Genomic DNA, 19737 nt, shown 5'->3' on the forward strand with positions numbered 1-19737 from the left:
TAAATATAGGTAGTTTTGATGTATGAAGTAATAAAAGAAATTAATTTAAAAACAATAGTTGAGAATTTTAAGAACATACAAAATTATGTGGGTAATGTAGATGTAATACCTGTAATTAAAGCAGATGCTTACGGACATGGAGCAATTGAAGTTGCACAAAGTTTAATAAGCTATGTAAAAAGCTATTTTGCCGTAGCTTTTACACAGGAAGCTATCGAATTGAGAAAAAATAACATTAAAAACAACATATTAATTTTAAGCAGATCGGGGTTTGACGATGTTGAAGATTTATATAATTATAATTTAACACCTGTTGTTCATGATTTTTTTGTTTTGCAATCAATTATAGATTTTTCAAAATCAAAAAAATGCAGGCTGCCGATACATTTAAAATTCAACACAGGCATGAATAGATTAGGTTTTAATAAATCTGATTTGAATCATATAATTGAGCTATACAAAAAAAATAAAGATTTTATAGATATTGTTGGTGTTATGTCGCATTTTTCAAGTTCAGAGTCAGATGTAAGAATAACAAGTAAGCAAATCGACGAATTTGAAGATATAGTTAATACCATAAAATCCAGTGATTTAGATGTTAGATACTATCATATAGCAAATAGTGGTGGTTTATTGAACTATAAAAATGCGTATTTTAATGCGGTAAGGGCTGGTATTTCTTTGTATGGATACTATCCCAAAAAAATAGAAGATAATCCTATTAATATAAAGCCTGCTATGAGTATAAAAAGTTTTATTATAAGTAAACGAATTGTAAATAAAGGGGAAGGAATAAGCTACGGTCCAAGCTTTATTGCAGATAAAGATATGCAAATTGCAATTGTAGCTTTTGGTTATGCTGATGGTTTATTTAGATGCATGTCTAATAAGTTTAATGCAATTGTAAACGATAAAATATGTAAAAGCGTGGGTACTATTTGCATGGACATGTTTGCTATTGATGTTAGCGATGTTGAAGCCAGAGTAGGTGACGAAGTTATTATTATGGGCGAAAGTAAAAATTGCAAGATAGATGCAGATGATTTAGCACGCTTTGCATCAACTATTAATTATGAAATTCTTACTAATATTGGAAAAAGTTTAAGAACAAAAAAGGTATACATATAATGTTTATTTTTACTTACTTTGGAAGTTTAATAGTAAATTTTATTGACCAATTAGGTGGTATTGTTATTTTAGCTTCAAAAGCATTAATTAATGTTTTTAAGGGTTCTTTGAGAATAAAACAAACCATTGATCAATTTTACACTATTGGCGTAACATCAAGTTTTATTGTAATTTTAACCTCGCTTTTTATTGGTATGGTTGAAGCTTTACAAATTTACCATGGCTTCCAAAAGTTTGGTGCAGAAAACATAATAGGCTATACTGTAGCCGTGTCTTTAGGCAGAGAGCTTTCTCCTGTATTTACTGCTTTAATGATAGTTGCAAGAAATATCTCTGCAATGAGTGCAGAAATTGGCACAATGAAAATTACAGAACAGATAGATGCTATGGAGGTTATGGCAGTTGACCCTATAAATTATATTGTTACGCCAAGAATTGTTGCTACTGTTGTTATGCTACCGTTTTTAGTTGCTTTATCTAATGTTGTAGGTAATATTGGTGGTTATATTGTTGGTGTTTTTATACTAAAAGTCAATTCAGTATCTTATATTGACAATATAAAACAATATCTTGATTTAAGCGATTTAACCTATGGTTTTATTAAAGCGGCAGTATTTGGATTGATTATTTCTTCAATTGGTTGCTATATGGGTCTAAATACCTCAAAAGGAGCAAAAGGTGTTGGTTTGTCTACAACAAAAGCTGTTGTAGTATCAAGCGTAGCTATTTTAGTTGCTGATTACATTTTGTCAGCATTTTTATTTTAATATGATAGAAATTAAAAATTTAAGAAAAGCTTTTGGCAATCAGGTAGTTTTAAACAATTTAGATCTAAAAATAGAAGCAGGTAAAATAACAGTGATATTGGGCAAAAGTGGCCAGGGTAAAAGTGTCTTAATTAAAAGTATTATAGGTACATTAAAACCAGATTCTGGTAAAATAATGTTTGATAATAAAAATTTATTGGATATGAAATTGCCAGAATTTAACAAAATAAGAATGAAATTTGGTGTGCTTTTTCAAGAAGCCGCCCTGTTTGATTCGATGAATGTTTTTGAAAATGTAGCTTTTCCTGTTGTTGAACATAAGCTTATTAATAAAAAAAATATCAAAGACGAAGTAAGACGAGTATTGGATTTGGTAGAACTTGGTGATGTGGAAGAAAAATACCCGAGTGAACTATCTGGTGGTATGAAAAAACGCGTAGGGCTAGCAAGAGCTATTATTACAAAACCTCAAATAATTTTCTTCGATGAGCCGACGACTGGTTTAGATCCAATTGTTTCATATTCTATAGCAAAACTTATTAAAGATATGAAAGCTAAATTAAATACAACGTGTCTGGTTATTACACATGATCTTGATGTAGCAAACTTGATTGCTGACTTTATAGGTTTTTTAGATGGCGGGAAAATTATAGAGTTTGATGAAAAAGAAAATTTCTTTAGATCAAATTCTCCAATTGTTAGAGAGTTTTTAGATGCATTTAAAGGAGGCTAATTAATGAAAAAAGAGACAACAATTGGTCTTTTCGCTTTTGCTATAATAGTATTGTTTGGGGCAATGACAATAAAGCTTGGTCAAATTAGCCTTACAAAAAGACCAACATACACACTTTATGCAACATTTTCAAATGTATCTGGACTGAAAAATAAGGCTAAAGTAACTGTTGCTGGTGTTGAAGTAGGTTATGTTAAAAATATTGAATTAACACCACAGGGTGCTAAAGTTGCCATGGAAATTTACTCTAATTATAAAATACCCAAAGATTCAATTTGTTCAATTTCTACAACAAGCTTGCTTGGAGAAACCTACATTGAGATTACGCAAGGCAAAAGCAATATTTATTTAGCCAATAATCAGTCTTTTATTTATACACAATCTGCTGTTGGATTAAATAATGTTGTGCGTGGTGCAAGTGAAGTACTAAATCAGCAAAACAGAGATAACCTTGCTAAAGCGCTTGAAAATATTGCCGTATTAACGGCTAATTTAAATGAAGTAGTCAATGAAAACAGAGCGGCACTCAGGGCGACAATTTTAGAAGCAAAACAGGCAATGCTTGCATTTAACCAAGCAATGTCAAATATAAACGAAACTGTTTTGCAATCTAGACCTGATTTAAAAGTAGCGCTTGAAAATGCAAAAACTTCAATGGGTAAACTCAATGCTTCTTTGAATAATATTTATGCTTTAACAGAAAATGTTAAAGAAGGTAAAGGAACCATTGGTGGCCTTATGACAAAAGATGAAATCTACAATAACATTAATAACGCAACGGCAAATATCGATGAGATTTCAAGAAAGATTAATGAAGGCAAAGGTACAGTAGGTAAACTTGTTAATGATGAGAGTGTTTATGATAACCTAAATTCAACACTTAAAGATTTAAAAGAGTACTTTGGCCGCATGAATAGAATACTTGTACAGGCAAATATTCAAGGTAATTACTTAACGCGCGGTGGCAATTCTATGGGAATTGCGGGTGTAAATATATATACAGCACCTGATAGGTTTTATAGAATTGAAGCGGTTAATGAGAAGAATTACGAAAATACACCAAATCCTTCTAGTCAGAATACAAAAACGCGCATAACAGCAGAAATGGGCAAGCGCTACAATAACATAGTTATAAGAGGTGGCATTATTGAGTCAACTTTTGGTGTTGGTGCCGACTATTATGTTACGCCTGATCTGAAATTAACAGCGGATGCATTTGATTTTAACCATTCAAACGATATAAGGGATCACAATGCACAAGTTAGGATTCAAGCTTCATATAGAATTTTAAGACATTTTTATTTATATGGTGGTGTTAATGACTTATTGAATAGCCAATCAAGATCGCCTTTTATAGGTTTGGGTATGAAATTTACAAACGAGGATTTAAAATACTTTGCAGGGGCTGCAAGCAGTATACCGCATAATTAAGGAGAGTATATGTTTTATAAAAGCACGCGATGTGGTGTAGATAAGATTAGCTTTAAAGATGCAATAATGATGGGCCTTGCAACAGATGGTGGCCTCATTGTGCCAGAATTTGTACCAAAACTTTTGCCACAAAATTTAAAAAACGATGATTTTAAATCCATTGCATTTGAAATATTTAAACTCTATATAGATGATATCAAAGAAAAAGACATATTTGATCTTATTGAAAAGAGCTATGCTGTTTTTGATGATATTGAGGTTACACCTATTAGGCAATTTGATAGCTTATATATTTTAGAGTTATTCCATGGCCCAACTTATGCTTTTAAAGACATTGCTTTGCAGTTTTTAGGAAATCTTTTTGAGTATATTTTAGATGAGCGCAATCAAACATTGAATGTGCTTGGTGCTACAAGTGGCGATACGGGTAGTGCCGCAATTTATGGACTTAAAGGCAAAAAAAATGTCAAGGTATTTATACTTTATCCTAAAAATGGCGTAAGCCCTACTCAAGAGCTTCAAATGTGTGATATTGAAGATAAAAATGTTTTTCCAATAGCCATATATGGTACATTTGATGATTGCCAGAATATCATAAAGGAAATTTTTAAAGACAATGCATTTAAAGAAAAGTACCATTTAGGCTCTATCAATTCTATTAATTTTGCGCGTATTTTAGCTCAGATTGTATATTATTACTATGCATTTTTAAAAATAGGTAAAAATGTATTGTTTAGTGTACCAACAGGCAACTTCGGTGATATATTTGCAGGATATTTAGCTAAATTAATGGGTTTACCCATAGAAAAACTTATATTGGCTACTAACGAAAATGATGTATTGTATAGGTTTGTGCGCTTTGGTGATTATTCAAAACAAAATGTTAAAAAAACGCTAAGTCCTTCTATGGATATACAACTTGCAAGCAATTTTGAGCGTTATATCTATTACTTATATGATCAAGATTGTAACAAAGTTAAAAATTTGATGGTGGAATTAAATAAAAATAGCAAACTTTCATTTACCGATAAACTCAATCAAATACAAAGCGATTTTAGCGCGTATAGAACAAGCGATAAGGAAATTTTAGAAACTATTAAATATTTTTATGAAAAATATAATTATATTATAGATCCACATACTGCTTGTGGAGTTAAAGCGGCCTTAAAGGAAGGTAAACAAACAATATGTTTGGCTACTGCTCACCCCGCTAAATTTAGTGAAGCTATAGAAAATGCTTTGGGCTTTAAAATAGACATGCCTGAAAAATTAGCAAAGCTTAAAACAAAAAAAAGAAATTTTGAGCAAGAAAATAGTATTGAAGCAATCAAACATTTTATAGAATTAAATGCTAATGTATAGTCACCATTGACTTTTTAATAACCATATTATAAATTAGGCGTAATATGAAATTTGATTATTTAAAGGATTTACTGGGAAATCGTTTTTTAGATGAAAAAATTGATAAACTGCAGTATGCTTACGATGCCACGCAAAAAATGTATATGCCAGATTGCGTGGTACTTCCAAAAAATACTGAAGAAGTAAGCAAAATAGTAAAGTTTGCAAATGAAAATAAAATACCTGTTGTTGCCAGAGGTTGCGCAAGTGGATTTAGTGGTGGAGCTTTAAATATTGATGGTGGGATTGCGCTTTCAATGGAACTTATGAATAATATAATAGAGATTGATTTAGATAATTTGATTGCTACAGTTGAGCCTGGTGTGGTAAATTATGATTTACAAGTAAAATTAAAGCCGTTTGGTTTGTTTTTTCCACCGGATCCTTCAAGCTGGAAGTTTTCTTCAATTGGTGGTAATATAGCAGAAAATGCAGGTGGTCCAAAAGCGGTTAAGTATGGGGTAGTTAAAGATTGGGTTTTAGGTTTAGAAGTGGTGCTTGCAGATGGTTCTATAATTAATATTGGATCTAAAAATGTTAAAGATGTTGCAGGATATAATTTAACACAGCTATTTGTAGGTAGTGAAGGAACACTAGGTATTATAACAAAAGCGCTATTGAAGTTACATCCAATTGCACAAGGTAGTCAAACATTGCAAGCTACTTTTTATGATATGAGCCTTGCAGCTAAAACTGTAAGTGATATAATAAAAAATAAAATTATACCGAGTTCTTTAGAATTTGTTGACCATCAAGCAATACTTACTGTAGAAGATGCTCTGAAAGCTAATTTGCCAACAGACGCCGATGCTATTTTAATCATTGAAGTGGAAGGCTCAAAATTTCAAATTAAAGAAGATGTAGAAAAAATAGTGCAAATATGTACTGAAAATGGGGCAAAAGTTAAAATTGCACATTCAATTGAAGAAGAAGAAAGCATTTGGCTTGCAAGAAGGTCGATTTCACCTACACTAAAGCGCATAGCTGATGGTAAATTAAACGAGGACATAGTTGTGCCACGATCTAAAATTGCCGAAATGATTAAAAAAACTCAAGAGATTGCAAAAAAGTACAATGTTTTGATAGTCAATTTTGGTCATGCAGGTGATGGTAATATTCATACAAATATTATGTATAACACAAAAGATAAAGATGAAGAAAAAAGAGCGTATCAAGCAATGGATGAAGTTTTTGATGAATGTTTAAAGTTAGGTGGTTCTATTAGCGGTGAGCATGGTATTGGTATCACCAAGCAAGATTATCTGGAGCGCCAGGTGGGTTCAAGAACAATACAGTTATACAAACAAATAAAATATGCATTTGATCCAAACAATATACTAAACCCTCATAAAATGAAACTATAATGGATGAGAGATTAAAAAAAGAGTGGGAATCGTGCGTAAAGTGCGGTCTGTGTCGCAGCGTATGTCCCGTTTTTAAGGAATTGCGCCAGGAGCCTTTTGTTGCCCGTGGTCATATAAGTTTATTAAGTGAGTTTATAAAAGGCAACTTTGATTTTGATAGTGAAAAATCCAAAGATTATCTATATAAGTGTCTTTTATGTACCACTTGCGTTGAAGCTTGTCCAAATGATTCTGGCACAGATACAATAGTTGAAATTGCAAGAAGGCGGATTGTAGAATTACATGGTTTGCCACTTTATAAAAAAGTAATGGCAAAAATACTTCTAAATAGGAACCTTATGGATTTAAGTGCTCTAAGCGCAAATTTATTATCTGTGTTTTTATTTAACAAAAATACCAATACATCAAGACAGTCTAATAGCTTAAAAATAAAATTACCTTTTGTTGATAAAGACAGACTACTACCACCTTTAGCGCCAAAAACTTTTTATCACAAATATGAAAGTTACGGAAAAAATGCAAAAATATCAATTTTCCCTGGATGCTTGATAAATTATACATATGTAAAAATAGGTGATGCTTTTATAAATATATTACATAAACTAAATATTAGCTACTTAATAGAAAAAAAAGCAAGTTGTTGCGGTGCTCCTATTTATTTTAGTGGTAATTTTGATGATGCAAAAATTCTTGCCAAAAGAAACATTGATTTATTTTACAATCAAGATATTGATTATTTAGTGGTTCTTGAGCCAACTTGCGCTAGCATGATGAAGTTTGATTATCCAAAATTATTTATGTATTTTGATGATGAAGAATACATAAAAAAAGCTACTGAATTTGCAGAAAAGATAATTGACCCGGTAAAATACCTATATGATAATACAGATATAAAAGATAGATTAAAGGACACTGGGTTAACTGTAACCTACCATGATCCATGTCACCTAAAGCGTACGCAAAAGGTTAAAAATGAACCAAGAGATTTAATAAAGCATGCTGCAAAATTTAAAGAAATGAAAGAAGCCGATAGATGTTGTGGTAATGGTGGTACATTTAGTATAGACTACAGAGATTTATCTTTGAAAATTGCTTCAAGAAAAATTAACAATATATTGAATAGTAAAGCTCAAGTACTTGTGACAGGTTGCAGTGCATGCATTATGCAATTATCAGAAGCTTTGCATATTGCAGGTCATGATGAGATAAAAACGCTCCATACGCTTGAGTTAATTGATAAATCACTGGGAGGTTAACATGCCTAAAATAAGAAAAGCGGTATTTCCAGTTGCAGGATTTGGTACCCGATTTTTGCCTGTTACTAAATCGTCACCAAAAGAAATGCTGCCTTTGGTGGATAAGCCTTTAATTCACTACGGTGTAAAAGAAGCAGTTGATGCAGGTATTGAACAGGTAATACTAATAACAGGAAGAGGCAAGCGAGCTATTGAAGACTATTTTGATATTTCTTTTGAGCTTGAATTTCATTTAAAGTTGCACAATAAAGAAGAATTGATCGAAGAAATGCGCTCGATTAGTAATATGGCAGATTTTGTTTACATGCGCCAGGAAGAGCCGAAGGGTCTTGGACATGCAATCTTGAGAGCAAAAGATGTTGTGGGTAATGAACCGTTTGTTGTGATTTTGCCAGATGACATAATTATTAATGAAAAAGGTGCGATAGAGCAATTAATGGAAGTTTACAATAAGTACAATTGTTCTGTGCTTGGTCTTGAAATGGTTAATCAAAAAGAAACAGACAAGTATGGGATAGTTGGTGGTATAAAATTTGAAGAAAATATATATAAACTTGACCAGTTTGTTGAAAAACCGAGCCCTCAAGAAGCACCAAGTAATATTGCTATTATTGGCAGGTATATTTTTACACCACGTATTTTTGAAGCATTACAGTCGATACCTTATGGAAAAAATAATGAATTGCAATTAACTGATGCCATAAAGTTTTTATCTACAAAAGAAGCTATATATGGCAAACTGATTGAAGGCAAAAGATTTGATTGCGGATCAAAGTTAGGTTTTCTCAAAGCTACAGTTGAGCTATCCTTACAGGATGATTCAATCAAAGAAGAATTTAAACAATATTTGATAGAGGTTGTAAATGCTTGATGTGAGTATTTTAAGACAAAACCCAAGATTAATTGAAGATACGCTAAAAAAAAGAGGTAATACAAGCATAGATTTGAATAAACTTATTGAGCTTGATGAACAAATAAGGAAAATTAAATCTGAAATAGACTCTCTTTTACACACAAGGAAGGTAATTTCCAAAGAAATTGGTTCAATTAAAGCAAAAAAAGGTGATTCAAAAGAGCTTGAAGCCAAAGTCAAAAGTATCTCTTTAGAAATAGAAAACCTTGAAGAAAGTCTATCTAAAAAAAATGAGCAATTTTTGTCTATGTGGCTTTTGGTGCCAAACTTAGTGGATGACTCAGTCGCTCTTGGAAAAGATGAGAGCGAAAATGTTGAAATAAGAAGGGTTGGAGAGCCAAAGTTATTTGAATTTGAAGTAAAAGCCCATGATGAGATCGCAAAAGATTTGGATATTTTGGATTTTGATAGGGCTGCTAAGGTTTCTGGTAGCAGGTTTGTTTATTATAAAAATCAGGGTGCAAAATTAGAGCGTGCTCTAATCAATTTTATGCTTGATTTGCATACTAAAAATGGCTACAGCGAAATCATTGTTCCTTATATTGTAAATGAAGATAGCATGATTGGTACAGGTCAGTTTCCAAAATTTAAAGAAGAAGCCTACAATGTGGAAGGTCAATTTTTAATCCCTACAGCAGAAGTGCCCCTGGTTAATTTTCACAAAGATGAACTATTAAGCGAATCATTGCTTCCAATTAAGTATGTAGCCTACAGTGCATGTTTTAGAAAAGAAGCAGGAAGCTATGGCAAAGATGTCCGTGGCATAATCAGACAGCATCAATTCAATAAAGTTGAGCTTGTACAATTTACTAGGCCTCAAGATTCATTTGATGCTTTAGAAAGCTTAACAAACCAAGCCGAATTAGTTTTAAAAGAATTAGGTTTGCCCTATAGGGTAGTTATGTTATGTAGCGGGGATTTAGGTTTTGCAAGCGCCAAAACATACGATCTTGAAGTATGGTTTCCTTCGCAAAACCGTTATAGAGAGATTTCATCTTGTTCAAATACACTTGATTTTCAAGCAAGAAGGGCTAAAATAAAAGTGAAAGGAAGTAAAGGAAATTATTATCCACACACTTTAAATGGTTCTGGTGTTGCGGTTGGTAGATGCTTTGCAGCAATTTTAGAAAATTTCCAAACAAAAGATGGAAATGTTAAAATTCCTGAAAAGCTAGTTTCCTACTATGGTGGTGAGTTTTTGGTATGATTTTTGAAGATGAAAGATACAGGCAATTTGGCGCACGATGCGTTTTTTTTGATAGAGAATCAGGTGTTAGCAATCCCCCTTTTGATTCTCTAAATGTTAGCTATACTGTAGGTGATTTGGCATTAAATGTAGAAAAAAACCTTGAAATTGTCAAAAAACAATTGAATGTTAGCACAATTGCAATGTTAAATCAGATTCATTCTGATAATATTATTGAATATAATGGAGAAGTTGTTGATGCTGATGGTTTTTTCACTGATAAAAAGGGTGTTTTTTTGTCTATAAAATTTGCAGATTGTTGTCCAGTAATTTTTATGGATGTAAAAAATAAAATTATTGCAAGTGTTCATAGTGGCTGGAAGGGTGCATATTTGAAAATTTCACAAAAAATGCTTGAAAAACTCTACAGTTTAGGCTCTAAAAGTGAAGATATTATAGTAACATTAGGTCCTCATATTTGTGAGAATTGCTATGAAGTCAAAGACGATGTTGCAAATTTATTTGACCAGAAATTTATAAAATTCAAAGATGGTAAAAAATTTTTATCACTGAGCTCATCTATAATTGAATCGTTAGTAGAAAAAGGCATTAATATGAATAATATAGTTGATTTAAAAATATGCACTTATGAAAGTAAAGATTTTTTTTCTTACAGAAGAGATAAGCTTACTGGTCGCAACATTGGTGGTGTTTTTTTGCTTGATTATTAGAAAAAAATGTATAAAATAGCAAATACATTTATGTTAATTTTCTTAATTTTTTTTATCTTTTTGCTTATACCACAAATGGCTCTTGCATGGGGTCCAGGCGTACATACACTTATATCGTTTAACTTGCTCGATGAGCTTAAAGCTTATGGAAGCGTTTTTTATCCTATCGTTTCAAACAATTTTTGGGAATTTTTATACGGTAGTTTAGCACCAGATTTTATGGTTGCAAAAAAACTTGTATCAAAGAAAAACAACTCACATAATTTTGATTTTGCTGATAAACTTATTGATAGTGCAAAAAATGAAAAAGAATTATCATTTGCGCTTGGGTACTTATCTCATTTGGCTTCCGATAAAATAATGCATGAAGTTTTTTTGAGTGATTATAAAATAGTAAATTCATTTGAACATATTAGTGTTGAGCTTTTATCAGATGCCTACTATGCTAATTATTTAAATGTCGTTTCGTTTGTATTAAAAAGAAAAAGCGCTTTAGATAAACCTCTTAAAGCAAATTTTGGACTTGTCATTAATACTTTTATCGGCAAAAATATATTGAGATTATCAACAAAAAATGCTATTTCTTCAATATCAAAAAACATAGTTGTCAATAACTTCAAGATAGAAAAGATAGATAAAAAAGTGATAGATAGTTATATTAAATTTTCGCTTAAATCAAGCTTGACACGTATAACCAAATTGAAATAAAAAAATAAATAAAATAGGAGGGTATTAAAATTGCATGATGGATATCAACATTGAAGATTTAAAAAAAAAGAAACTTGTAGAGTTAATAGAGATAGCAAAAGCTTTGGAGATAGCTATTGCAAGTAAAAAAAAGGAACAGTTAATTTTTGAAATTACGAAAAAGCTATCTGAAAAAGAAGGTATAAGCTATGGCGAAGGTGTACTCGAAATTTTGCCTGATGGTTTTGGTTTTTTAAGATCTCAGAAAAATAACTACCTACCATCTCAAAACGATATATACGTATCTCCAAGCCAGATAAAAAGATTTGCCTTAAGAACGGGTGATTTTGTTTCTGGACAAATTAGAGAGCCCAAAGATAATGAAAAATACAGGGCACTTTTGAGGGTCGAGGCTGTAGAGTTCGAAGACCCAGAGCATATGAAAGAACGCGATTATTTCGATAATCTAACGCCACTTTATCCAATGGAAAGGATAAAATTGGAAGTTTCAAAAGATAATGTTGCAATGCGTGTGATGGATTTAATAACGCCAATTGGCAAAGGTCAAAGAGGTTTAATTGTTGCACCCCCAAGAACTGGTAAAACTGTGCTTTTACAAAATATTGCAAATAGTATATCACAAAATCACCCAGAAGTTGTTATGATGGTTTTATTGATTGATGAAAGGCCAGAAGAAGTAACAGACATGGCTCGCTCTGTAAAGGCCGATGTAATAAGTTCAACATTTGATGAGCCACCAGATAGGCATATACAGGTTGCAGAAATTGTTTTAGAGCGAGCAAAAAGGCTTGTTGAGCGAAAACTTGACGTAGTAATTTTGCTTGATTCAATAACAAGACTTGCAAGGGCATACAATGCAGTAATTCCACCAAGCGGTAAGGTTTTATCTGGTGGTTTGGATTCTAATGCTTTGCAAAAACCAAAAAGATTTTTTGGGGCAGCAAGAAATATTGAAGAAGGCGGTAGTTTGACGATTATTGCAACAGCTCTTATCGATACTGGTTCAAGAATGGATGATGTTATTTTTGAAGAATTTAAAGGCACAGGTAATATGGAATTGCATTTGGATAGAAATTTATCCGATAGGCGCATTTTCCCTGCAATAGATGTGACAAGAAGTGGTACAAGAAAAGAAGAATTATTGATACCAAAAGAAGATTTAAACAGATTATGGATACTGCGAAAAGTACTTATGGAAATGAACGATGTAGATGCTATGACATTTTTACTGGAGAAACTTTCAAAGACTCAAAGCAACAAAGAATTTTTAGAATCTATGAATAGATGAATTTTTCATCTAACTATTTTTTAGCACCCATGGCATCTTATACGGATAAACCTTTTAGAAAAATAGCCAAAGATTATGGGGCAGGTTTGACCGTTAGCGAACTAATATCTATTAATTCTATATACTACAACAACCCTAAGGCATTTGCTTTAGCAAAACGAAATTATAATGAAATACCCTTTGCTATCCAACTTTTTGGGTATGATATAGATCTGTTTATAAAAGCTGCATTAAAGATAGAATCAATGTGCGATATCATAGATATCAATGCAGGCTGTCCTGTACCAAAAGTTTTAAAGGCAAAAGCAGGCGCATATTTGTTAAAAGAAAAAAAACATCTTATAAGTATTGTGGAATCACTTAAAAAATACATTAAAAAACCAGTTAGTGTTAAAGTCAGGATGGGGTTTGATAATGATAACATAAATACGATAGATTTTTATAAAGATCTGGAAAATGCAGGCTGTGACATGGTTACAATTCATGCTCGTTTAAGAAATGGCTTTTATAACTCAAGCGTTGATTATGAACATATTGCTCTTGTTTGTAGCCGTTTAAAAATACCTGTTGTAGCTAATGGAGGTATTGATTCTTATGAAAAATTAAAAGAAGTCAAAAAGATTACAAATTGCAAGTATTTTATGATCGGACAGGCTGCTTTAAAAAAGCCGTACATTTTTGAAGACTTATTAAATAAAAAAGATAGCTCAAGAAATATTGAATATATAAAAAATCTTATGTTAAATCATTTTACTTTAATGATTGAAGAGTATGGAGAAAATGCACATAAATTATTTAGAAAATTTGCGCATCGATATTTAAGTGGGTATAAAAACGCAAAGTTAATTAATTTTTGTATAAATAATAGCAAAAATTCACAAGAAATTCTAAATATTATTAACTCTATAAAATAAATAAGTAAAAAGATTGACAAAATTTAATAAACTTAGTATAAATTAGGAAGATAGTATATTTTTATAGGAGGAGTAAATGAAAGATAAACTGAATGAACTAAAAGAAAAAGAGCAAGAAGCTGAAATTGGTGGCGGTTTACAGCGCATTGAAAAACAGCATGCTCAAGGCAAACTAACAGCAAGGGAAAGGCTTAATTTACTGCTTGATGAAGGCAGTTTTGTTGAGTTAGATAAATTTGTTGTGCACAGATGTGCAGATTTTGGGATGGATAAACAAAAAATTTATGGTGATGGCGTTGTTACTGGATATGGCACGATTGATGGAAGATTGGTGTATGTTTTTAGTCAGGATTTTACAGTCTTTGGTGGATCTCTTTCTAGTATGCATGCCAAAAAAATATGTAAAATTATGGATTTAGCCGCTAAAACAGGTGCTCCTGTAATTGGTTTAAATGATTCTGGTGGTGCTAGAATCCAAGAAGGTGTAGAATCACTTGGTGGTTATGCTGATATATTTTTGAGAAATACACTGTTTTCTGGTGTTGTGCCACAGATTTCAGTTATTATGGGTCCAACGGCTGGTGGTGCAGTGTATTCTCCTGCAGTGACAGATTTTACAATAATGGTAAAAAATACAAGTTTTATGTTTATAACGGGTCCAGATGTAATAGAAGCAGTAACAGGCGAAAAAATAACCAAAGAGGAACTTGGTGGTGCAGAAGCTCATACTACTAAGACGCAGGTTGCACATTTTGCTGCAGAAAATGATGAAGATGCTTTAATGTTAGTTAGAGAATTGTTGCAATTTATACCACAAAACAATATGGAAGAGCCACCATTTGTGCCAACAGATGATCCAATAAATAGAAATGAAGAATCAATTTATGATCTTATACCATCTGACCCAAATAAACCTTATAATATAAAAGACCTGATTAAAAAAGTAGTTGACGAAAATTATTTCTTTGAAATTCAAGAAAATTATGCGAAAAATATTGTAATTGGTTTTGCAAGGCTTGGAGGCAGAAGCGTTGGCATTGTTGCAAATCAGCCAATGTATTTTGCAGGTGCTCTTGACTATAAAGCAGCTATTAAAGCTGCAAGATTTGTTAGGTTTTGTGATGCGTTTAATATTCCAATTATTACTTTTGAAGATCAGCCAGGATATATGCCAGGTGTTGCTCAAGAACACAATGGCGTTATAATCCATGGTGCAAAATTGCTTTATGCATACGCTGAGGCAACTGTTCCTAAAATTACATTGATTGTAAGAAAAGCTTACGGTGGAGCCTATGATGTTTTAGGTTCAAAACATTTTAGAGCAGATATAAACTATGCGTATCCAATTGCAGAAATTGCAGTTATGGGACCAGATGGTGCAGTTAATATATTGTTTAGAAGGGAAATTCAGGAAGCAGAAAATCCTGTAGAAAAGAAAGCTGAAATTGTAAAGATGTATAGAGAAAAATTTGCAAACCCATATATTGCTGCATCACTTGGATATATTGATGAAATAATTGATCCAGCCCAAACCAGATTAAAACTTATTCAAGCTTTGGAATTAACTAAAAACAAAAGAGAATCAAATCCACCAAAAAAACATGGTAACATTCCACTATAGGAGGGAAAATGGTTGCTTATAAAAAATTTAAGAAAGTATTGATTGCAAATAGAGGCGAGATAGCCGTTAGGATATGTAGAGCTTGTAGAGAGATGGGTATTACAACAGTGGCAGTGTATTCCGAAGTAGATAGAAATGCTTTACATGTAAGGTATGCCGATGAAGCATATTATATTGGCCCTGCACCTGCAACTGATAGCTATTTAAGAATTGACAAAATAATAGAAGTCGCACTTAAGAGCAATTGCGATGCCATTCATCCTGGGTATGGATTTTTAGCAGAAAACTCAGAATTCGTAAATGCTTGTAATAAAAACAATATTACATTTATTGGACCAAATACTCAATCAATGTATATTTTAGGAGACAAAACTAGAGCAAGACAAAAAATGATTGAAGCTGGTGTTCCAATAGTTCCGGGTATTAAAGATCCTGTTAAAGATTTGAATGAAGCACTAAAAATTGCAGATGAGATTGGATATCCAATAATGTTTAAAGCTTCGGCTGGCGGCGGCGGAAAAGGCATGAGACTTATAAAATCAAAGGAAGAATTTCAAGCTGTTTATGATTTAGCTAAAGGTGAAGCGTTAAGCGCATTTGGCGACGATAGAATGTATATTGAAAAAGCTATAGAAAAACCTAGGCATGTTGAGGTTCAAATTGCTAGAGACAAATATGGTACAGGTATTCACCTATTTGAAAGGGAATGTTCTATCCAAAGAAGGCATCAGAAAGTTATAGAAGAATCTCCATCAATGGCAATTAACGATGAAATAAGACATAAAATGGGTGAGGCCGCTGTTAGAGCAGTTGCTGCTGCAAATTATGATAGTGTGGGTACAGTAGAATTTTTGGTTGATAAAGATATGAATTTTTATTTTCTTGAAGTAAATACAAGAGTTCAAGTAGAGCATCCAGTAACTGAACTTGTAACAGGTATTGATATTGTAAAACTTCAAATAGGTATAGCAGAAGGTAAACCTTTGCCAATAAAACAAGAAGAAGTTCGCCAGTATGGTCATGCAATTGAATGTCGAATTTATGCGGAAGATCCAGACAAAAACTTTATGCCATCACCTGGTATAATTGAAGGTTTAAGATTACCCGGTGGACCTGGTGTTAGGGTAGATACAGGCGTGTATGAAGGAGCAGAAATCCCAATATACTACGATCCTATGGCAGCAAAATTGCTTGTATGGGCAAAGGATAGAAACGCAGCAATAGCAAGAATGCAGAGGGCTTTAAGTGAGTTTATCGTAAAAGGCATTAAAACTACAATTCCTTTTCATCAAAAAGTTTTAAGGAATCAAGATTTTATAGATGGTAATATAAGTACAGACTTCATAGATAAGGAAGTTTTAGAAAAACCTCAACCAAGGGAAGGTTCTGCTATAGCTGCAATTGCTGCTGCTGCTATTGCTGAGTATTTAAGAGAAAAATCACTAAAAAATAAACTCTTAGTATTTAAAGAAACGTGTGGCGCCGGAAGCCCATGGAAAGAAGCAGGAAAAAGGGCTGCAATGCTTGGTTTAAGCTTTGGAGATATCTATAAAACCTCTTAAAAAATTAAAGGAGTTAAAATATGTCCTATGTAGTAAAAATGGATGATATTGAGTATAAGGTAAAAGTTAAAGAACTTGAAGCTAACAAATTTGAAGTTTATATAGACGATAAATCATATGTTGTAGATGCAAGACTAACAGAAGGTAGTGTGTATTCTTTGCTTATTAACAATGAATCTTTTGAAGCTGATGTAGATTACAAAGGTGAAAACAACTATAATGTATTAACTGAAGGTGATTTGTTTAAAATCAGTGTTATTGATGAAATGAAAGCAAAATTGTTGCAACGCAGAGGTGGGACTGTTGCAGAAGGCAAACAGATAATAAAATCAGAAATGCCTGGAAGAGTAATAAGTGTAAAAGTAGCTGTTGGCGATACCGTTAAAGAAGGCGATATACTGTTAATATTAGAAGCAATGAAAATGCAAAATGAAATTAAAGCACCAAAAAGTGGTGAAGTAAAGGAGCTTTTCGTAAAAGAAGGAGAAAATATTGCTGCTGATTCAAAATTAGTGGTTATAGAATAGATAATTTTTTTGGGCTCTATTATTTTTAGAGCCCATTTAATTTTCAAGCATTATTGTGACAGGTCCATCATTTAGAAGTTCAATTTTCATTGAAGCACCAAAAATACCAGTTTGAGTATTTATATTATATTTTTTGAATTCCTCTATCATTTCATTGTAAAGCTGGGAAGCGTTTTGGGGTTCCATCGCATCAAAAAAAGATGGTCTGTTGCCCTTTTTTGTGTCTGCTGCCAAAGTAAATTGACTAACAAGCATTATAGAGCCATTAATTTCTTTTAATGATAAATTAAACTTTTTATTAGAATCTTCAAAAATTCTCAGATTGATAATCTTTTTTACCATTAAATCAATATTTTGTTTATTATCATTTTTACAAAAACATACAAGCGCAAGTAAACCATTGGCTATTTGGGAATACAGTGTATTATCAATATAAAGTTTTGCGTAACTAACGCGTTGCAATAAACACTTCATCTAAGCTCACCTTCAATTTTTTTCCTAAATATTTTTCTAGCTCTGAAATAAGGTTTTCTGTTTTGCTAAATTCTTTTTTGTATATGCCATTTTGACTTAAAAGCCTAACCAGAAAACTGTCTATACAATATTTTATATTGTTTTGCTCTAGCAATTTTATTGTTTGTAAGAGAAAATCGTAATCGATATCAATTTGGCTTGCAACATCTATAATAAAAAAAGCTGCCATTAGTTTTTCTTTTGTGTTCAAAAATTCAAATTTATCAATTAGATAAAATTTACTAACAATGTATATATTATTTGATTCTTTAAGTTCAAAATTGAATAGGTAAAGTAAACTTAATTGTTTCTTACCGTAAACAATAGCATCAATTTTACCTTTTGGTGTAATTATTTTGACAAAATTGATATTTGGTGATCCTGTTTTTTTTACAATAATGCCATTTTCATTGATCATTTACTGCAAGCTTACCTCTTCTGTTTCACTATCATAAGCTAACAAATCTGCAAACCTTGTCCAGCTAATAAATGTTTTAAATATTTTTTCGGGATCTTCTTGAGGTAGTCTATTGCTTATTTCATTTATAATATCTTCTTTGTACAAAAATTCGTTATCTGAATTTTTAACGATATCAACAAGGTGTCTTACGAGTCTTAAATCAAGAATTTCTTTTTTCCAAATTTGTTTGCGTTGTTCTATGTCTGATTCAATAAATTTTCTTCCAATTGTGGTAAAAACGATGCTTCGCCTTGGTGTATCAACAAAATCTAACAATTCAGCTGCTTTTGTAATTTTAATTATATCCCCAAATTCTCTATTTAGTTCAACAGCTATATGGAATATATCATCATAGCCTCCGTGTGAGTCTAAAAATTCAAGTAAACCAACAATTTCTCCAGGTGAGGCCTCTGGTAATGCTTCAAAAACATTTTCTTTTCTTTGTGTTTCTATAGCTTCTGGTATATCAGGTAAATCGCTTGCTGTAATAATATCATGGATGTAATCAACCATGTTTAAAAAATCAATACTTCTATAATCCCTTGGGCGAGGCAATTTGTTTTCTATTACGGTTTTAATTTGCGTTGGTTTACCACCAAGAACGATTATTCTATCACTCAAATACACAACTTCTTTGATATCGTGACTTACAATGAGTATTGATTTGGGATTTTGGGTTGATTGCCAGATATCGATTAACTCAGATCTTAATGATTCAGCAACAAGCGTATCAACATGACTAAAAGGTTCGTCCATTAAAAGTAATTCTGGTTGAACCGCAAGAGCTCTTGCCACACCTACACGCTGTTGCATGCCACCTGATAATTCTTTAGGATATGCTTCTTCAAAACCAGTAAGACCTGTTATTTTTATTACCATGTTTGTATATTTTTCTACTTCATTTTTATCAAGATTAAGTGGTTTTAAGGCCAATTTTATATTTTCTTCAACATTAAGCCATGGCAATAGGGCAAAATTTTGAAAAACCATTGAAACATTAGGATTTATATTAACTACAGGTTTTCCTTTATAGAATACACTACCTGAAGATGGTTTTAATATACCACAAATCATACGCAAAAGCGTAGATTTCCCAGAACCAGAAGGTCCCAAAATTGATACCACTTCATTTTCATATATGTCAAAGCTTATGTTTTTAAGCACTTCTAATGATTTTTTTGTTGATAGGCTAAAACTTTGCGAGACATTTTTTATACTGCAAATTGCATCCATA

The 19737-nt window shown here is 32.1% G+C and carries 19 protein-coding genes; 16 read left to right on the plus strand and 3 right to left on the minus strand.

Translation table 11 applies throughout. The features are described 5' to 3' along the window. Window positions 1-18 precede the first annotated feature (18 nt). From alr to BLQ93_RS03155, 16 genes are all read left to right on the plus strand, one after another. Window positions 19-1128 (plus strand): alanine racemase, encoded by a 1110-nt coding sequence (gene alr / locus BLQ93_RS03080; protein ID WP_092128084.1) that lies wholly within the window; start codon window positions 19-21, stop codon window positions 1126-1128. Then, entirely contained in the window at window positions 1128-1895 is a 768-nt protein-coding gene (locus BLQ93_RS03085; protein ID WP_092128085.1) for an MlaE family ABC transporter permease, read from the plus strand. Before alr ends, BLQ93_RS03085 begins: the two co-directional genes overlap by 1 nt. A gap of 1 nt (window position 1896) precedes the next feature. Continuing rightward, complete coding sequence (locus BLQ93_RS03090) at window positions 1897-2628, plus strand: ABC transporter ATP-binding protein (protein ID WP_025391497.1); 732 nt, start codon at window positions 1897-1899, stop codon at window positions 2626-2628. A gap of 3 nt (window positions 2629-2631) precedes the next feature. Continuing rightward, window positions 2632-4059: an MlaD family protein gene (locus tag BLQ93_RS03095; RefSeq protein ID WP_092128087.1), complete on the plus strand. Its 1428-nt coding sequence runs from the start codon at window positions 2632-2634 to the stop codon at window positions 4057-4059. 9 nt (window positions 4060-4068) lie between these two features. Beyond that, window positions 4069-5421 (plus strand): threonine synthase, encoded by a 1353-nt coding sequence (gene thrC, locus BLQ93_RS03100; protein WP_092128089.1) that lies wholly within the window; start codon window positions 4069-4071, stop codon window positions 5419-5421. Window positions 5422-5465: 44 nt separating this feature from the next. Next, complete coding sequence (locus BLQ93_RS03105) at window positions 5466-6824, plus strand: FAD-binding oxidoreductase (protein ID WP_092128091.1); 1359 nt, start codon at window positions 5466-5468, stop codon at window positions 6822-6824. Continuing rightward, window positions 6824-8080, plus strand: coding sequence for a (Fe-S)-binding protein (locus BLQ93_RS03110; protein ID WP_092128093.1), 1257 nt, complete (start codon window positions 6824-6826; stop codon window positions 8078-8080). Before BLQ93_RS03105 ends, BLQ93_RS03110 begins: the two co-directional genes overlap by 1 nt. Window position 8081: 1 nt before the next feature. Further along, window positions 8082-8951: a UTP--glucose-1-phosphate uridylyltransferase GalU gene (gene galU / locus BLQ93_RS03115; protein ID WP_092128095.1), complete on the plus strand. Its 870-nt coding sequence runs from the start codon at window positions 8082-8084 to the stop codon at window positions 8949-8951. Beyond that, window positions 8944-10200 carry a serine--tRNA ligase gene (gene serS, locus BLQ93_RS03120; protein WP_025391503.1) on the plus strand — a complete coding sequence of 419 codons (1257 nt, stop codon included), beginning with the start codon at window positions 8944-8946 and terminating at the stop codon, window positions 10198-10200. The genes galU and serS overlap by 8 nt, the downstream gene beginning before the upstream one ends. Beyond that, the gene (gene pgeF / locus BLQ93_RS03125) at window positions 10197-10910 is read left to right on the plus strand and encodes a peptidoglycan editing factor PgeF (protein WP_092128097.1); all 714 of its coding nucleotides are present in this window, start codon (window positions 10197-10199) and stop codon (window positions 10908-10910) included. The genes serS and pgeF overlap by 4 nt, the downstream gene beginning before the upstream one ends. 6 nt (window positions 10911-10916) lie before the next feature. Continuing rightward, the gene (locus BLQ93_RS03130) at window positions 10917-11618 is read left to right on the plus strand and encodes a zinc dependent phospholipase C family protein (RefSeq protein ID WP_025391505.1); all 702 of its coding nucleotides are present in this window, start codon (window positions 10917-10919) and stop codon (window positions 11616-11618) included. Window positions 11619-11661: 43 nt separating this feature from the next. Continuing rightward, entirely contained in the window at window positions 11662-12906 is a 1245-nt protein-coding gene (rho, locus tag BLQ93_RS03135) for a transcription termination factor Rho (protein ID WP_025391506.1), read from the plus strand. After that, window positions 12903-13820: a tRNA dihydrouridine synthase gene (locus BLQ93_RS03140; RefSeq protein ID WP_092128101.1), complete on the plus strand. Its 918-nt coding sequence runs from the start codon at window positions 12903-12905 to the stop codon at window positions 13818-13820. The genes rho and BLQ93_RS03140 overlap by 4 nt, the downstream gene beginning before the upstream one ends. Window positions 13821-13896: 76 nt before the next feature. Then, a complete protein-coding gene (locus BLQ93_RS03145; RefSeq protein WP_092128103.1) occupies window positions 13897-15441 on the plus strand; it encodes an acyl-CoA carboxylase subunit beta in 1545 nt (514 codons plus the stop codon). Window positions 15442-15449: 8 nt separating this feature from the next. Beyond that, window positions 15450-17003, plus strand: a complete 1554-nt coding sequence (accC, locus tag BLQ93_RS03150) for an acetyl-CoA carboxylase biotin carboxylase subunit (protein ID WP_025391509.1) — start codon at window positions 15450-15452, stop codon at window positions 17001-17003. A 20-nt stretch (window positions 17004-17023) separates the two neighbouring features. Further along, a complete protein-coding gene (locus tag BLQ93_RS03155) occupies window positions 17024-17530 on the plus strand; it encodes a biotin/lipoyl-containing protein (protein WP_025391510.1) in 507 nt (168 codons plus the stop codon). Window positions 17531-17566: 36 nt separating this feature from the next. Here the strand turns inward: BLQ93_RS03155 and dtd are convergent, their stop codons facing one another. The 3 genes from dtd to BLQ93_RS03170 are packed head-to-tail and all read right to left on the minus strand — an operon-like array spanning window position 17567 to window position 19736. Beyond that, window positions 17567-18004 carry a D-aminoacyl-tRNA deacylase gene (gene dtd / locus BLQ93_RS03160; protein WP_092128105.1) on the minus strand — a complete coding sequence of 146 codons (438 nt, stop codon included), beginning with the start codon at window positions 18002-18004 and terminating at the stop codon, window positions 17567-17569. Beyond that, window positions 17979-18461: a hypothetical protein gene (locus tag BLQ93_RS03165; protein WP_092128107.1), complete on the minus strand. Its 483-nt coding sequence runs from the start codon at window positions 18459-18461 to the stop codon at window positions 17979-17981. Before BLQ93_RS03165 ends, dtd begins: the two co-directional genes overlap by 26 nt. Further along, complete coding sequence (locus tag BLQ93_RS03170) at window positions 18462-19736, minus strand: ABC transporter ATP-binding protein (RefSeq protein WP_092128109.1); 1275 nt, start codon at window positions 19734-19736, stop codon at window positions 18462-18464. It abuts the gene before it with no gap. Window position 19737: the final 1 nt, after the last annotated feature.

It is taken from the genome of Desulfurella multipotens, assembly GCF_900101285.1.
Taxonomy (GTDB): domain Bacteria; phylum Campylobacterota_A; class Desulfurellia; order Desulfurellales; family Desulfurellaceae; genus Desulfurella; species Desulfurella acetivorans.

Coding starts and splice junctions, on each gene's coding strand:
- BLQ93_RS03095 (WP_092128087.1), top strand. CDS start 2,632: ATGAAAAAAGAGACAACAATTGGTCTTTTCGCTTTTGCTATAATAGTA.
- BLQ93_RS03140 (WP_092128101.1), top strand. CDS start 12,903: ATGAATTTTTCATCTAACTATTTTTTAGCACCCATGGCATCTTATACG.
- BLQ93_RS03170 (WP_092128109.1), bottom strand. CDS start 19,736: ATGGATGCAATTTGCAGTATAAAAAATGTCTCGCAAAGTTTTAGCCTA.
- BLQ93_RS03165 (WP_092128107.1), bottom strand. CDS start 18,461: ATGATCAATGAAAATGGCATTATTGTAAAAAAAACAGGATCACCAAAT.
- BLQ93_RS03090 (WP_025391497.1), top strand. CDS start 1,897: ATGATAGAAATTAAAAATTTAAGAAAAGCTTTTGGCAATCAGGTAGTT.
- BLQ93_RS03085 (WP_092128085.1), top strand. CDS start 1,128: ATGTTTATTTTTACTTACTTTGGAAGTTTAATAGTAAATTTTATTGAC.
- pgeF (WP_092128097.1), top strand. CDS start 10,197: ATGATTTTTGAAGATGAAAGATACAGGCAATTTGGCGCACGATGCGTT.
- BLQ93_RS03145 (WP_092128103.1), top strand. CDS start 13,897: ATGAAAGATAAACTGAATGAACTAAAAGAAAAAGAGCAAGAAGCTGAA.
- BLQ93_RS03155 (WP_025391510.1), top strand. CDS start 17,024: ATGTCCTATGTAGTAAAAATGGATGATATTGAGTATAAGGTAAAAGTT.
- BLQ93_RS03110 (WP_092128093.1), top strand. CDS start 6,824: ATGGATGAGAGATTAAAAAAAGAGTGGGAATCGTGCGTAAAGTGCGGT.
- dtd (WP_092128105.1), bottom strand. CDS start 18,004: ATGAAGTGTTTATTGCAACGCGTTAGTTACGCAAAACTTTATATTGAT.
- alr (WP_092128084.1), top strand. CDS start 19: ATGTATGAAGTAATAAAAGAAATTAATTTAAAAACAATAGTTGAGAAT.
- galU (WP_092128095.1), top strand. CDS start 8,082: ATGCCTAAAATAAGAAAAGCGGTATTTCCAGTTGCAGGATTTGGTACC.
- serS (WP_025391503.1), top strand. CDS start 8,944: ATGCTTGATGTGAGTATTTTAAGACAAAACCCAAGATTAATTGAAGAT.
- thrC (WP_092128089.1), top strand. CDS start 4,069: ATGTTTTATAAAAGCACGCGATGTGGTGTAGATAAGATTAGCTTTAAA.
- accC (WP_025391509.1), top strand. CDS start 15,450: ATGGTTGCTTATAAAAAATTTAAGAAAGTATTGATTGCAAATAGAGGC.
- BLQ93_RS03130 (WP_025391505.1), top strand. CDS start 10,917: ATGTATAAAATAGCAAATACATTTATGTTAATTTTCTTAATTTTTTTT.
- BLQ93_RS03105 (WP_092128091.1), top strand. CDS start 5,466: ATGAAATTTGATTATTTAAAGGATTTACTGGGAAATCGTTTTTTAGAT.